This window comes from Pseudomonas sp. UBA3149, from assembly GCF_002364655.1.
GTDB lineage: Bacteria > Pseudomonadota > Gammaproteobacteria > Pseudomonadales > Pseudomonadaceae > Chryseomonas > Chryseomonas luteola.
The window spans coordinates 1-14374 of record NZ_DEYV01000038.1 but is presented as its reverse complement, the minus strand read 5'-3'; the positions used below and the strand labels follow the sequence as shown (position 1 = coordinate 14374).

Genomic DNA, 14374 nt, shown 5'->3' with positions numbered 1-14374 from the left:
GCGCGGGTATCAACCACGAGGATAGATACCTTCATACCTAAGATAAACTAGGTAGTCCTAGCCCTTGGTAAACCAACCCTCCATAACTTGAGTTCACACGCAGTTAAAGCGCTCTCGATAAGCCCGAGCGGCTATAAAGTCTGGTTTGGGTTTAGTAGTTGGATTTTTTATTAATTGGTAAGCAAATGAAGTAGTATCTATACTTTACTTAACAATACCGTTCTGTCTATCATCAGTCGTCTTAATTCAACCAATCATACAACGGTGGGTCGGCATGAGAGATGTCACAAAAGAGCCTCTTTCCTCGATAGTCCTAGGTGTAGAGAACGCAGCTCAGTTATTTGCCAAGTTTTCTGCTGAAGGCAATGAGGAACTGGAGTCTCTTCGTACCTCAATCATTAGTCCCGATGAGCAAAAACAGGCTCGTATCTGGTCTATTACCGAAGCCGCCAAACTGATTGGTCGTCATCCTAACAGCCTGCGATTAAATCAGGACGTGCGTCAGAAAGATGCCCGGGGGGCATGGGTTTACTCGCTGGATGACATCAACTACTTTCGCGAAAAATATGGCACTCGCTACAAGCGGCCCGCTGGATCTCAAGCGGCCATCCTCGCGGTCAGCAATTTCAAAGGCGGAGTTGCTAAAACGACCACAACGGTGCATTTGGCACAGAAAGCCGCAATTGATGGCTTACGCGTTCTGGTAGTAGACCTCGATCCGCAGGCCTCCACGACGTTTAATCTTGGCCCGTTGATCCCGGATATGGAGCTGGGTCCTGACGACATCATTAATAATGCGATGACCAAGGATCCGCAGCTTATCAAGTCTGTGATTTGTGATTCTTACTTCCCTGGCATCCGCCTCGTCCCGTCCAATCTTCATCTCCAATCGTTAGAGTTTCTCTACACGGACCGTGAAAATGAAGACAGGCTTGGTGTCCCAGCTGAGCGACTCTCAAGAGCGCTTGAAGTGGTACGGGAGGATTACGACATCATCCTGCTTGATTGCGGCCCGAATATGGGCGCAGCTTCCTTAAACGCGATGGCTGCATGCAATGCCGTACTTATTCCGATACCGCCCAGTACTTACGACCACGCCTCCTTCGTAATGCTATCAACCACATTGACGTCTCTATTCGCCTCACTAGAAAAGAGTCTTGATTATCTTCGCATCGTTATTACCAAGCATCCCGGTAACAAAGGCTCCGCGCTTGTTGAGAATCGCATTCGTAAGCTCTACGGCGAGTACGTACTGAATAATGTCGTGAGCATGACGGCTGAAATTGAGAAGGCGAGTGCAGAAATGTCCTCTGTTTACGACCAGGTAAAAGGCAAGAACAACCGTCGCCAGTATCAGAGAGCCATAGACATCATAGACGCCGTAAACAACGAAATTATCGATGATCTCAAACTTCTCTGGAATAGACAGGCCGAAGCGGCCAAGGGAGTTGAGTGATGACTGATCACCCAATACCTGGAATTGCGGGATATTTTATCAATGACCTGAACCGCAAACGTGAGGAAAAGCGTGCTGCTGCGCAAGGCCGTATAAAGAAGCCCTACGTAGACACCCAACCTGCTGACACGTCGGCGGAGCAGATTCCGGTAGAACCAGTATCAGCCAAGGAAGAACCTGCCCCGTACACTTCTGCGCCAACTGCTGCAGAGTTTTTCGAGGAAGAGGTAAGGAAGGCAGCGCCCTCCCCTTCAGCGCAAGTTTCGGCTGAACCCACCAAAGACAAATCATCCAGACAGGCTGCCAACGAAGACACTATCGTTGAGCTCGACACTGGGCTTATTGACGAGTGGGAACTGAACGACCGGCCTGTAGATGAGTTTGGTGACATAAGTGACCTGACCTTGCGCATCAACCAGCATGGTCAAATCGTCCCCATTCTTGTACGGCCTAAAAAAGGTGGCCGATACGAGCTTATCTATGGACGGCGGCGGTGGACAGCCTGTAAGGAGTTAGGGCTAAAAGTTAAAGCATTCGTTCGCAAGCTCACTGATCAAGGTGCCTATCAGGCCATGGTCAATGAAAATGCCGGACGTGAAGATATATCCAGCTGGGCGCGTGCATTGAGCTACAAGAAAGCTCTGGATATGGGTGTTTACCCTAGCCAAGCAGCCCTCGCCGCTCATCTAGGGCTTAACAAGGCCACTCTTTCAAACATCATGATCTACAACCGTATCCCAGATGAGATCGCCTCGGCAGTAGGCTCATTTGCAAAAGTAGGGATAGGAACGGTCAAGGCGATTCTTAGCCTTGCAGAAGACAAGGCCAATATCGAACACATTGTTGCCAACGCCGCACTGATTCAAAGCGGCAAAATGGCAGACAAGGCTTTGACACGAACTGTTGAGGCTGCACGCACCTCAAGTCCCTGCCCTAGCGGTACCAAATCTGTTCTTGATGCCTCCGGCAATAAACTATTTTCCATGCGCCGAACAGAACGCGGCGTCTGGAGTGTCACGTTAGCGAAAGACCTTACCCGAGACCTTTCAGAAGAAGAAGTTGAGGCCCGACTGAAGGCTGCCTTTAAATGCGAATGATTATCAACAATATAAGTTGTAGGCCTACAACCTCTTTGTTTGCGAAGAGTAGTAGGCCTTTTTCTTTAATTACGGATCAGGGTTGTAGGCCTACAACCACAGCTACTGATTCAGGTTGTAGGCCTACAACCTTTGATGAACATCGAATAGCAGGCTCACCCAAACGACCGTCCAGCGCCCCGCCAGGTAAACCAATACCACCTGGTCCGGGGCTAGAAAAGTCCTCCCCCAGAACCCGCCAACAGGCGGGTTTTTTTATGCCCGGAGAAAAGTCCATGACCCTCGCTGCTACGTCTACAGCTATAGACGCTTTGTTAAAAGACAAGGAATTTAGGCTATTAAGTGCTCCTCTTATGCGCCATGTAAGCAGTACGTCTACGTTAAGTGATGGAGCAAAGGTTTTATGGTTTTCGCTCTGGGAGCTGTGCGCTTTAGAGACCGAGCGTAAACGTAAACTGACGTTAGGTTTTTTGGCTAAAAGGCTTGGTAAGTCAGTTGACTCTGTAAGACGTTACGTCAACCAGCTTCAAAGAAATGGCTATCTAGTAATTGATGAGCAATATGACGTAAACCAAAGACAGCTACCTTCCATCTATAGAGCTACTGCTCCAGCACAGGTCGTCGCGCTTATTACAAAAGAGATACCCGATCGAAAAGGTATACGTCGTGATCAAACAAGTGAATCTAAATCAAGTGACGTGGCTATAGGTGATGGGTACGTAGACAGCAGTATTATAGAAAACCCTATTCAGGTTAATGCCGTAGACGTTGGTAAAAATAATGACTGCGAACAAGTAGATCAATTACATGGCGACGACGTTAAGATTTCAGGATCAACAGTAATACGACCATGCGTCGACGTTGCGTCGACTACAGTTGAAGAAAAGGGGGATTTATCTGCCCGCGATTGCAAACTAGCCCAGCGGCTCAATGCTATTCGATCGCGAGCCAGACACCCTCATATCTCCCAAAAACAGGCAGTGAGTAAGTCTGAAGTCAATGGGTATAAACCTGAGGTGCAAAACCGAGTCGTTACACCACCGGATAGCGAAGTCTGCGCGCACAGCAGTAAAGCGGAAGAGGGTGGCAAGCCTGCACTTGATGGGGATAGCAGATTTGCGAGCCAAGAAAGTATTCCGAAGGAAGACAATAACAAAACAACAAGCGAGCCCGGGGGGCTTCGGTTCTGGATCTATCGGCAAATCAAGCAGCGAAAGGCATTCAACTCAGATCCTTGGCGATATGTAGATGAAATTGCCGTAGCGATAGAGAAAGGGAGTCTTGCCAAATTCAATTTGGCCAAAGCCATGAACATCGCCTTGAAGCTCATACGCGAGGGACGCTGGACAGCGCCCCGTTTTGTTGTTTGATGAAGCTATATCATTGATTTTGAAGCGAAGATCAAACTCTATGACCCTCATAAACGGCAACGTTTTCAAAACCTCTGGTCTACTAGCCATTGGTGAGACATCGGGTATGGATTGCCACTTCAGAATCGTCTGGCACTATGCTCGGAATATCAAAGCCAAGGAAATAGGGGAGATGGCGCATGTCTGACGATCAGCGTTCAACCTACGAGCAGAATCTGTCCTTCATCAAAGCCAATGTAGAGCGCCTGCAGCGCGGTGAGGTCTCCATCGACGAGTTGGAAACCCTGACCGCCCAGATGAACCAGGCCTTCAAGTTCTGCGAAGATCGACTGACCAGGACACGGCTTGCTGTAGCCGAGACGATGAAGCAGTCTGCGCCTGCCGCCGAGTGCTGACATGAACGCGCCAGCACCAGCGGTGCATATCTCGCTACACAGCTATCTCAAGCAGATCGAAGGGGTGATCAAACGCTCCTTTGCCGAGCATATCTGGGTTGTGGCTGAGCTGAGCGAATTCAATGTCCGCAATGGTGGTACGTGCTGGTTTACTCTGATCGAGAGCGCTGATGGCAAGGAAATCGCCAAGTGTTCGGCTGTGATGTTTGGCAGTGTCTCGAATGTGCAGCTAAGAGCCTTTGAACAGGTTACGGGATCAAAACCGCAGCCCGGCATGAAAGTGATGCTCAAGGTCTGCGCGACCCTGCATCCCCAGTATGGCTTCCAGCTCCAGGTCTATGGCATTGACCCGAACTACACACTGGGTGAAATGCACGCCAAGGTCGAGCAGATACTGGCGCGGTTAAAGGAAGAGGGCATCCATGATCGGCAAAAGGCGCTCGCAGCGCCAGCAGGCTTCTGGCGTATAGCGGTTGTCTCGCCTGATCAAGCCGCAGGGCTTGGTGACTTCCGGCGCGAAGCGGATCTGCTCGAGCGCCATGGCCTCGTAAGCTTTCACTACTACACCGCCACATTCCAGGGCGAGAAGGCTCCTGAGTCGATCAAGCAGGCCTTTCTCCAGCTCTACGAAGCACATGGCAAGGCACCCTATGACGTGGTGTGTCTGATCCGGGGAGGAGGGGCCAAGGCCGATATGGCATGGCTCAACCACTATGGGCTGGCCAAGCTGATCTGCCGCTTGCCTATCCCGGTCTTTACCGGCATCGGCCATGAGCGCGACGAGACGGTACTTGATCTGGTAGCGCATACCCGTTTCGATACGCCGTCCAAGGTCATTGGATCGATCCTGCGCCATCTCCAGCTGGAGTCCGAGGAGCTTGGTAGAAGCATTGAGCTGGCCAGGCAGCTGATCGACCAGACCCTAAGCCGGGAAGAGACCTGTCTCGTGAGCCTGCACGGGCAGTATCAGAACCTCTCCCAGCAAAAGCTAAGCAACGAGACCCTCACACTGGCTGAGCTAAGCCACTGTTACCGCCGAGGCGTGGATGACTGCCTGAACCGGCACGAGAGACAAGTGACCCTCTGGCAGGCCCAGGCGCAGTCAATGGTGCGTGAGTCACTGCAAAGCGCCAGCGATCGTCTGCACAACTATCAGGAGCGGTATCTAGCAGAGCTTCCGTCTCTCGTAGCAGAGGAAGAGCAATGTCTAGGTAATTTCCTGACGCAGTATACCTATCTGGCAGAGCGCAAGGCTGCTGATGCGGCGCAGGAACTCATGCAGGCCAGGCAAGCCTTGTCCTTGCAGCTGGACGCCCGACTGGCTGAGGAACAGCGCTGTGTTGATTCGCTGGCTGGTCAGTACCAGCTGGCAGCGCAGGGCGGTCTTCAGCAAGAGGAAGCCTCGCTGCAACGCTACAAGGATCTTTATGCGGTGCTTGATCCAAGAGCGATCATGGCCAAGGGATTTGCGCTGGTTAGGCGGGAGGATAGTCGGAGTGTGAGATCAGCTCGCGAGATAAAGCCCGGAGATAATCTGAGCATCAATTTCTTTGATGGTGAAGTACAGGCAGTAGCTCCATGATCAACTACGTTAAACATAACCCTATTCAAGGCGCTAAAAACCATAAAGAATGATAAGCATGGCTGCTAAAAAGTCTCCAACCGAATACCAGCTGTGTGCAGCATTTCAAGTAGAGATTATAACTCACTATGCCAGCTTTTCATTTTATTGATATTCATGAGTTTGGCCGTGTCACACGTGACCGTGAACCAAACTTTTGCCCTCATTGTGCTCACCGGATTGCTCCCGAAGAACTAGAGTGGAACGTAGCCTATGCCGAGAGTTATTCAGAGGCAGAGTTAGAATGCACCTGTAGATGCACAAACCAAGACTGTCGGCGACTCTTTATAGCGACATATCGGCTTGAAATTAAGACCGCTGCTAATGATTTGGAAAAATTAGCTCAATACTCAGGCAATCAAAGAGCGATTTTCAAACTGGACTCCAGCTATCCACGCTATATTCCCAAAACTACTTTTTCAGCTGAAGTCGCTGAGCTATCACCCCAGTTTGTTGAGATTTATCAGCAAGCTGAGACTGCAGAAGCGCTGGGCTTACAACAGGTGTGCGGATTAGGCTACCGAAAGGCTGTCGAGTTTCTAGTGAAGGATTTTTGTATATCCCAGGTACAAGAGGGGGAGCGCCAGTCCATTCTGTCAGCCCCTCTAATGCAATGTATTTCTAGATTTATTGATGATAACAGAGTCAAAACGGTTGCAACTCGTGCTGCTTGGCTGGGTAATGACGAAGCCCATTATGTAAGGAAGTGGGTTGGTAGAGATGTTTCAGATCTTAGAATGTTAATCCGTCTACTCTGTAATTGGATTGAAAGTACATTGCTTACCTCTCGTTATGAGGATGAGATGCCTTCAAATAGATAGCCCCTATGGCGTGATTTCTTTTCTCTGCTACTTGCACCGAGAGCAGTCATGGATGACTTACCAAGCCGCTTGACCAGGCAGGCAAGAAAAAACGAGATCCCGTTTGGCCTCAAGGACGGTAACCTTCTGCATGTTACTGATGTCCCCAATGGCAAGGATTGTGGCTGTATCTGCCCAGGATGCAAGGCTCCGTTGGTTGCCGTCAATAACGTACGAAAGCGTATCCCGCACTTCAGGCATCTCTCTGGTTCGGCCTGCATAACTGGTTATGAGAGTGCTATCCATCTGGCAGGTAAAGACGCACTGCTTAGGCACAAAACGGTTGACCTACCTCACTACAACCGCGACCTGAATGTCTTCGCAAAGGACGGCAGGCTATTTCAGGACCATATTGAAGTACCTTCGTACCGTGTTGTAGCTGAGCAGGCTTTTGAGGAAGTTACATACGGTGACTTCAAGCCGGATGTGGTCTTTCACTTACCTGATCGCAAACTCTTCATTGAGATCAAGAAAACTCACGCTGTAGATGACCAAAAAAAGCAGAAGATCAAAGCACTAGGTATCGCTGCAATTGAGATTGATCTCAGTCAGATTGAGCCGGAAGCGTTAAGGGATCATGCAACGTTTGACCAAACTGTGATCTCCGATCTTTCCAAACGGCACTGGCTTTATTCAAGCAAAATTGAGGCGCTGTACAAAATTAAGATGCAGCGGCTACGTGCCCAAAGAGATCACTACGAAGCACAGGAGCACGAGCGGCGTCTTGCTGAAGCCGAAGAACGTAAGCGGATGCAGAAAGTGGCAGAAGCCAAACGAGCCCAGAGGCAACGATACATCCAGAGTGAGCGGGACAGGATCAAACTGTATATTGATGAGCTTGAGCGCAGCATGTCACCTGAGTGGCTACTCGCAAGAGCGCAGCAATTTTCCTCTGCCGATAAAGCGCCGGTTACGGTCAGGTACCTGACTCTTGGAATTGAGTCGCTCTTTTTGAAAGGGGAGGCGTATTGGCTGTTCAATACCTCCTTCAAACACTGGCAGGCTTGCGTTCTTGAGCTTTTCTTTGCAAAGGGAGCCAGAAGGAGACGCTTCACGTACAAAGACGTTTACGTTGAGCTGATGCAGCGGTTTGGCGCGCCGGCCTTTGTCACCGCTCTTCGAAAGCTTCGCTATACGCATCCTGTGCGGATTACTAATTACTCGTTTTCTCTTTCACCAGGAGACACCTATCTCCTTACAAAAGAACAGAATAAAGCCATCCCCAAGGACTTAGAGCCGGTTAAAGGTTATCTCGATCATCTCCTCAAACTTGGAGTATTGATCAAGCCGCGTCTGTATGCAGAAGATGTTTTCGAGGCAGCAGCTGATACCGTCGAAGCCGCCCTTGAGGTCCAGCGGATAAAAACGGAAAAGCATCGCCAGGACGAGATTGATCGATTTAAAAGGATAAAAAAGAGCGAAGAGGACAAGAGACAAAAGCGAAATGAACAAAGGCTTGAGCAGGAAGCACATGTTACTGAGCGCATCTACGCCATAAGAGCCTCGGAATTTCTTGTCTACCAGCAGCATCGGGGTAGAGGACTTCGCTGCGATGAGTGCCAACTACTTTCACCTCCAGGCACGTCCGTCTGTGATTTCTGTAACGGGCAGATATTTAGAGATGAAGTGATAACTTCTCATAGGATCGAGAAGAACAGGTTCATCCTTCTGACAAGCCCACGGGTGATGTCCTCACTCACCGCAGTACCCAACCTTGACTATGCACACTTGAAGCAGGTCATTAGTGATTTGAAAGCAGACGACAAAGGTCTCCAGCACTCATGACTTAACCCACAGTCGGGACCGTAACTGACAAAGATGGCGGGAACGCTACTGCCAGGCGAGTGATAAGAAGGACCCTTCGGGGCCTTTTCTCATCTTATTTTTTCCATGAAACCGAACTCGAACATCCAGTCCTGTCCTCCTAGCGCAGCTTTTACCATATCGTCCTTTGTTACAGCCTCAGTACGATTTGCTGCCCACTTAACCGAATCTTTGATGAGTGGATTGTTCAACCAGACGTGCCAGTACCGCATTCTGGCCTCCTCAATTGCTTCCGTCATTGAGGTAGCGTCATACAAATGCACAGGCACATCGCCTGGTGTTTTGCAGAATATGTAGGCTACGGCAGGACAGTCCTTTGTGAACTTGAACTGTACGTTGCTTGTGGGCTGTGTATAGATTTCTGAGGTATCCATGCGGCTTCCCTAACCAGTCCGGCCGGGGATTTTAGAGCAAAGCAGTTAAAACGAAAGGCCTCTTTGTCTGAGGCCCTTCGGTCTAATCCAAGGGCGCTTCTTTTTCGGTGGTCTTATTGCCGTGGCAGAGTTGGAATGCATGTATATTGAGTCCCGTCTCCAAACAGAGGCTTAGTGGCAGCGTCATCGACACTGCGTATGGACAAAGCCACCTTAGGGCGGTTTTTATGCAGCTGAATGAATTCACAAGGTAAGCCATGACATCAATATCACCCGATCAGAACCAGCCTAAAGTCAATACGCTGTTTGAGCTGATCCATCTGCTCCAGATGGCTATCAAGCTGGATGGTTTGGAAATACAGGAAGAGGAAATCGTTGACCTGATCGTCGAGATAGCCAGCGAGCTGGATGAGACAAGCCCGGCGCCTTATCTCCACAATGCCCTGATTGATCCGTCCCAGCCGATGGAGCCCATCTGCTGGGTGACGCTTTATATGACCCTATTGCCAGCGGTAGGCCGCACGCTGGGACTCTTGACCACAGACAGTGTTGATCCCCGAGCATGGGTTAAAGACGACATGAAGCATACGCAGAATCTTGTCAGCGAGTGGTCGCGCAATGCAGAACGGGTCATGGCTGACGTCAACATTGCTATGCGTGATCAGGTTGGATTTGATGCTGAGGAACTGTCCGAGCACATGCAAAGGACAGGCGAAAGCATGGGCCAGGCTGAGGCACGGCTATACAGCCAGCGGTCAGGGTTGAAGACAGTGCATTAAGAAAGATGGCGATGTTTTAGCTATAAAACAAATAGGAAGGCAGAAGTGATATCAATTTAACATAACCGTTCTTATGCGAAGCTATCTTGGGTATTTGAGAATGCTACTACGTTAAGCTTTAGAAGCTTCATATATCGCAGTAACAAGCCAAACGACGCTGAAGACGCCTAGAAATACAAACAGAACCATATCATCCATATGCTACCTTTCGCGGATCGTTAAGATGAAATCCAGTGAAGCATATAAGCGCCAGCTACCACCATTGCTACACCGGCAGCGCCTGCTTTAGCAATCAGAGCCAGGCTACTTTTGGACTGCTGATGATCGATCTTGGCCAGGAACGTTTGAAATTCCTGTTCGTTCCGATACGGGCTTTTCAGCGGCTGTTGCTGCTTGTTGATCATGTTTAACCTCTTGTACCTTGTTCAGCGCAGTCATTCCAGCAAAGGAAGCTGCTGCACCCACTGCAAATACGGTTACCCACTTACGGACAATTTCCCAAGGCTGTTCCTTAAGCTCACCTGATACCTTGCGCATATCCAGGAGTGCTTTCTGGCTATCCAGTCTTAACTTTTCAATCTCAACCTCTAGCTTCTGGACTTCAAGCTTGGTCTTTCTCAGTGTATAGACTGCCTGCTGGGATGCAATATCCTCTGGCTTGTCTGGTATATCTGATTCGATCATTGGAATTCCTGATCCTCAAGCGATCTATAGTCACAGAATGAACGGATTCGGGTTGCCCCATTCCTGAAAGTAGTGCTGGAACGTCTTGCAGTCTGTACCAATGTAGCGCAGCTCGACCGTTGGCCACCGCTTACCGGCGACTTCAAACGCTACCTTCAAAGACCGGTCTGACAGGACGAACTGGAGTTGAGAACGCTTCTGAATGCTCGCCATGATCCTGTACCAATCAGGTTGCTTGCGTGGAAATAAGCGCGGTTTAAATCAGAGTGAGTGATACGTGTTATGTGAAGTCACGCTATAGCTTGAGCCATCTCTACAGCAGCAAGAACTATTGCGCGGCGCGTTGCTGCATAGTCTTCGGGAATTACATCACCCTCGTTTTTGCCTGATTTAACTTGAGGGTAAGCGTGATCCATTTCACCATCCATGCAGTAAGCCGCACCGCTTGAGGTTTGCTCATTGCAAATGTTTAGCTGCAATTTGACGGCTAAACGCAGAGCATCACCGTCGTCCTCTAATGGGTTCCACCACTCGCCGATTTCTTCAACGTACAACGCTTCTTCTAGGCCGTATCGCGCCATCATGCCAGGAAGGTTTGTGGCCTCACTTGCATAACTAGCAGTATATCCGGCGGCTTTCGCAGCGAGTTCAAGCAGTTCACGATTAGTCATGTCGATTTACCTATGTAGGGATTAAGAGAAGGTTCAGCTAATCATCGCTACAACTCTTTCAGGTCCGAACTCGTGGCAACCGCATTGGCTATCTCTGTCCTTCGCAGTTCCAGTTGCCCGAACGGCATTGTTACTTGCGTGCACGTTGATGATTTCCTCGACGTCTTCTTTGGGTGACCAATTCAACCCTTTGAAATTACCCTCTCACGAGTTTGTTGAGATGCAAGGCCGTGGAACATCTTTTTTTTGCCGGGTTACGTTCGCGCATAGCTGGAGCGCTTGCGATTGTGGATAGATCAGGGCCATCACATGCTAATGCTCCTAACTCAAGGCTTGTTCGAAAGCGCGGCCGGCTTCAGCAAGAGTTCTCGACTCCTTTCCCTGATCACTACAGCCCTTTCCAGTGCCTTGGCAAAATTTTCCTCCCAGGTATTGGCCGTCCCTATATAGACATTGACCGGCTTTCCTTTCAGAGGCGTAACCTTGAAGCTATAGAGCAGCTGTGATCCTTTACCGCCTCGGTTGAGCTTTTTACGCGTGGCCAGCGTTATGCCGACAGGTAGTTGTGGGTGGCCTTTATCACTGCGCTGGTTGGCCTGATTGCGAATCGGTGCAATGTACGGACGAAGCTGATCGTTGAGTTCCTTGGCGGCTATATAGCTAGCGCCAGGATCGAAGTCATAGGCCGCATCGAAAAAGGCCTTGGGAGACTCCCCGCTCCGGATTGGTGCTACATACCACCCGTCGTCAGTCCGGTTTCGAGTGATTCCATGGTCTGGATGGATTTCAGCGTACACACCTTTCCCTCTGGTTGGTCTACCGTTTCGCCTTGAAATTTAACTTGGCAATCCGCTCCGCTGCATCCATTTCCCCCTTTTTTAGGAATTATTTGCACCCAAACCTCGTGGTTGATACCCGCGCGGGTACCAACCACGAGGATAAGAATCCACATTACCCCCTTAACATTAACGCCATACCAGGTGCCGGTTCGATTGCCAGCCTTGGTCTACGGCTGAGATGTTGGGGTGTTGTCTTCTCCACGGGGCACTCAGCGTTCAGTAACTGAATCTGGCACTGCTGGAGGCAACGATGAACCTACCCATGATCTCGGTTGAGCACATCAAGACCGAGACCCTGCCCGCCCTGTTTCTGGATAGCGATGCTATCGGACAGTACGGCGCTGGCGCCATCGACAACTCAAGCGTGGATCGCTACTCGGACCTCATGGAAACAGCAGCAGTGTCCAGACTGGCTGGGTTGATCGGCCAGATTGTTGAAAGGCTCGCTGACGCTGATCCGCGCAAGATGGCAAAACAGCCTACTCGGCTTGAGCGCTGGACAGGCAAAGGGCTTGAGCGCCAGGCGCGCTACTACTCCGCGCGCAAGAATCTTGAGGATTTGATCGAAGAGGCTCAGGTTCATGCTCAACGTGTCACGGATACGCTCAAGGCGCTGGATAACCTTCTTGTCAGTCTTCAGGACGAGGCCGCCCGGCTGCGCCTGTATATCCAGGCTGCACGGGAGTTCCTGGACGAGAACCCTGAACTTGGCCTTCACAAGCAAGCGCAATGGGAGTTCGACAACCCGCGAGACCGCCTGACGCGAAAGATCGTCAACCTGACTACCCTCCTCTCGTCCCACGACATGAGCGTGATCCAGATGCGCCTGACCCGTGCGCAGGCGCTCGACATGCTGGACCGTTTTAACGAGACCGTGACCGTTCTGGTGCCGGTCTGGCGCCAGCACACCTTGACCTTACTCACAACACGACACATGAGCGCAGAGATGGTGGCCGAGGCTACTCGTGCCCACAAAGACCTGCTCAGCAGCCTTTCCAAAAGCCTTGATGGCATCCAGTAAATAACGGAGATCACGCACAATGAATACCTATATTCAGCCACAGCAGTCTCGCCATGCCGCTACCGTGTTTACGCTGGATGCCAACAGCCTCAGCGCTCTTGGCCTTGGCGATACGGATATCGAGCAGATCAAGACCGTTGCCCAGACCATCACGCTCGATGACCTCGCAAGCGTGGCCAACTTTGGGCGTGAGGTAGCGGCCCACACATCCAGCTATGCAGATCCGTTACTGGACCAGATCACCAACAAGGATCTCGATAGTGCTGGCGAGAAGCTCTCACAGGTTGTTACCCTTGCCCGCTCGGTCAACATCAACGGCCTCACCCAAAAGCACTCACGCCTGCCGGTCATTGGCGGCCTGATCAATCGAATCAAGTTGCGGGGAGGCAACGCTTTGGCGCGCTTTGACACCACGCGTGAGCAGATCGAAAAGCTTATCGGCGAGGTGCAGACGGCTCAAGGCAACATTGCCGAGCGCAATGCTTCCCTGAACAGCATGTTTGCTGCCGTGGAGAATGAGCACCATCTCCTGGGCGTGCACGTAGCGGCCGGACACCTTCGGCTCAACGAGATGCGAGCACAGGCCGAAGACATGCGCCAGAGCATCAACAACGATCCTACCCAGCTTCAGCGTCTGGCGGATCTTGACGCGCAGATTGCCAACCTTGACAAGCGCATCGATGACCTTAGAGCCATGCAGCATTCGGCGTACCAGAGCCTGCCCGCGATTCGGATCATTCAGGCCAACAACCAGATGCTGATCGACAAGTTTCACACGATCCGGGAGATCACGGTTCCGGCATGGAAGCGCCAGTTCATGCTGGCGGTATCGCTCAACGAGCAACGCAACGCCGTCGAGCTGGCGCAATCGATCGACGACACCACCAATGCCCTGCTGCGTAGCAATGCCGAGCTGCTGCACCGCAATGCCGTAGACACTGCCAAGGCCAACCAGCGGCTGGCCATCGATCCTGAAACGCTGCAGAAGGTACAGGACGAGCTGATCAGGACTGTGCAGGATGTCCAGGCGATCATTCGCAAGGGTGCGGGTGAGCGGCGTAATGCCCAGAAGCAGATTGAGCAGATGCGTACCTCTCTTCGCACCCAGCTGGTTGGAAGCAAGACGGAAGGTGCAGCATGAATCAGCAAACACAGATATTCAGGCAAGGCTTGGCCGAGCTGGATGAGCGCTGCTGTTGGCTCAAGAGCAAGACAGGTCTCCTGTGGAAAGCAGCCGCCACAGTGTTAGCGCTTTATCTGATCGCCCTGACTGCCAGCTGGATGCTGGCGGATATGGGCACGATCAGCTCTATCGACATACCCGCAGAACTGGCTCAGCTGGTGAAAGACGTAACCGACAGATCAAGCACTATCAATGATTCA

Annotated in this window: 16 protein-coding genes; 11 read left to right on the top strand and 5 right to left on the bottom strand. The window is 51.0% G+C overall.

From position 1 onward, the window contains the following. Nucleotides 1-274 precede the first annotated feature (274 nt). The 7 genes from B3729_RS21430 (at nucleotide 275) to B3729_RS21400 (ending at nucleotide 8584) form a co-directional block, all read left to right on the top strand. Nucleotides 275-1456, top strand: a complete 1182-nt coding sequence (locus tag B3729_RS21430; protein WP_019364813.1) for an AAA family ATPase — start codon at nucleotides 275-277, stop codon at nucleotides 1454-1456. Continuing rightward, complete coding sequence (locus B3729_RS21425) at nucleotides 1456-2553, top strand: ParB/RepB/Spo0J family partition protein (protein WP_125912994.1); 1098 nt, start codon at nucleotides 1456-1458, stop codon at nucleotides 2551-2553. Before B3729_RS21430 ends, B3729_RS21425 begins: the two co-directional genes overlap by 1 nt. A 275-nt stretch (nucleotides 2554-2828) precedes the next feature. After that, a complete protein-coding gene (locus tag B3729_RS21420) occupies nucleotides 2829-3923 on the top strand; it encodes a helix-turn-helix domain-containing protein (protein WP_286788961.1) in 1095 nt (364 codons plus the stop codon). Between the two features lie 179 nt (nucleotides 3924-4102). Next, entirely contained in the window at nucleotides 4103-4318 is a 216-nt protein-coding gene (locus B3729_RS21415; RefSeq protein WP_019364817.1) for an exodeoxyribonuclease VII small subunit, read from the top strand. Between the two features lies 1 nt (nucleotide 4319). Beyond that, nucleotides 4320-5900 (top strand): exodeoxyribonuclease VII large subunit, encoded by a 1581-nt coding sequence (gene xseA, locus B3729_RS21410; RefSeq protein WP_286788960.1) that lies wholly within the window; start codon nucleotides 4320-4322, stop codon nucleotides 5898-5900. A 128-nt stretch (nucleotides 5901-6028) separates the two neighbouring features. Next, entirely contained in the window at nucleotides 6029-6760 is a 732-nt protein-coding gene (locus tag B3729_RS21405; RefSeq protein WP_019364509.1) for a DUF4145 domain-containing protein, read from the top strand. Nucleotides 6761-6808: 48 nt separating this feature from the next. Then, entirely contained in the window at nucleotides 6809-8584 is a 1776-nt protein-coding gene (locus B3729_RS21400; protein ID WP_150345767.1) for a competence protein CoiA family protein, read from the top strand. An 89-nt stretch (nucleotides 8585-8673) separates the two neighbouring features. Here the strand turns inward: B3729_RS21400 and B3729_RS21395 are convergent, their stop codons facing one another. Continuing rightward, entirely contained in the window at nucleotides 8674-8997 is a 324-nt protein-coding gene (locus tag B3729_RS21395) for a hypothetical protein (RefSeq protein ID WP_019364511.1), read from the bottom strand. A gap of 257 nt (nucleotides 8998-9254) precedes the next feature. Here B3729_RS21395 and B3729_RS21390 point away from each other — a divergent pair, with 257 nt between their 5' ends. Beyond that, a complete protein-coding gene (locus B3729_RS21390; protein WP_150345768.1) occupies nucleotides 9255-9776 on the top strand; it encodes a hypothetical protein in 522 nt (173 codons plus the stop codon). Nucleotides 9777-10079: 303 nt separating this feature from the next. Here the strand turns inward: B3729_RS21390 and B3729_RS21385 are convergent, their stop codons facing one another. From B3729_RS21385 to B3729_RS21370, 4 genes are all read right to left on the bottom strand, one after another. Next, the gene (locus B3729_RS21385) at nucleotides 10080-10460 is read right to left on the bottom strand and encodes a hypothetical protein (protein ID WP_286788959.1); all 381 of its coding nucleotides are present in this window, start codon (nucleotides 10458-10460) and stop codon (nucleotides 10080-10082) included. 30 nt (nucleotides 10461-10490) lie between these two features. Next, a complete protein-coding gene (locus tag B3729_RS21380; RefSeq protein ID WP_019364514.1) occupies nucleotides 10491-10673 on the bottom strand; it encodes a hypothetical protein in 183 nt (60 codons plus the stop codon). A gap of 77 nt (nucleotides 10674-10750) precedes the next feature. Then, nucleotides 10751-11131, bottom strand: a complete 381-nt coding sequence (locus B3729_RS21375) for a hypothetical protein (protein WP_019364515.1) — start codon at nucleotides 11129-11131, stop codon at nucleotides 10751-10753. Between the two features lie 326 nt (nucleotides 11132-11457). Continuing rightward, entirely contained in the window at nucleotides 11458-11928 is a 471-nt protein-coding gene (locus tag B3729_RS21370; protein WP_019364516.1) for a hypothetical protein, read from the bottom strand. A 292-nt stretch (nucleotides 11929-12220) separates the two neighbouring features. Between B3729_RS21370 and B3729_RS21365 the strand changes: the two genes are divergently transcribed. The 3 genes from B3729_RS21365 to B3729_RS21355 form a co-directional block, all read left to right on the top strand. Next, nucleotides 12221-12991, top strand: coding sequence for a toxic anion resistance protein (locus tag B3729_RS21365; RefSeq protein ID WP_286788958.1), 771 nt, complete (start codon nucleotides 12221-12223; stop codon nucleotides 12989-12991). A gap of 19 nt (nucleotides 12992-13010) precedes the next feature. Continuing rightward, nucleotides 13011-14132, top strand: coding sequence for a toxic anion resistance protein (locus tag B3729_RS21360; RefSeq protein WP_019366047.1), 1122 nt, complete (start codon nucleotides 13011-13013; stop codon nucleotides 14130-14132). Further along, nucleotides 14129-14374: hypothetical protein (locus B3729_RS21355; protein WP_286788957.1), on the top strand; the 246-nt coding region annotated here is incomplete at its 3' end. The genes B3729_RS21360 and B3729_RS21355, both read left to right, overlap by 4 nt.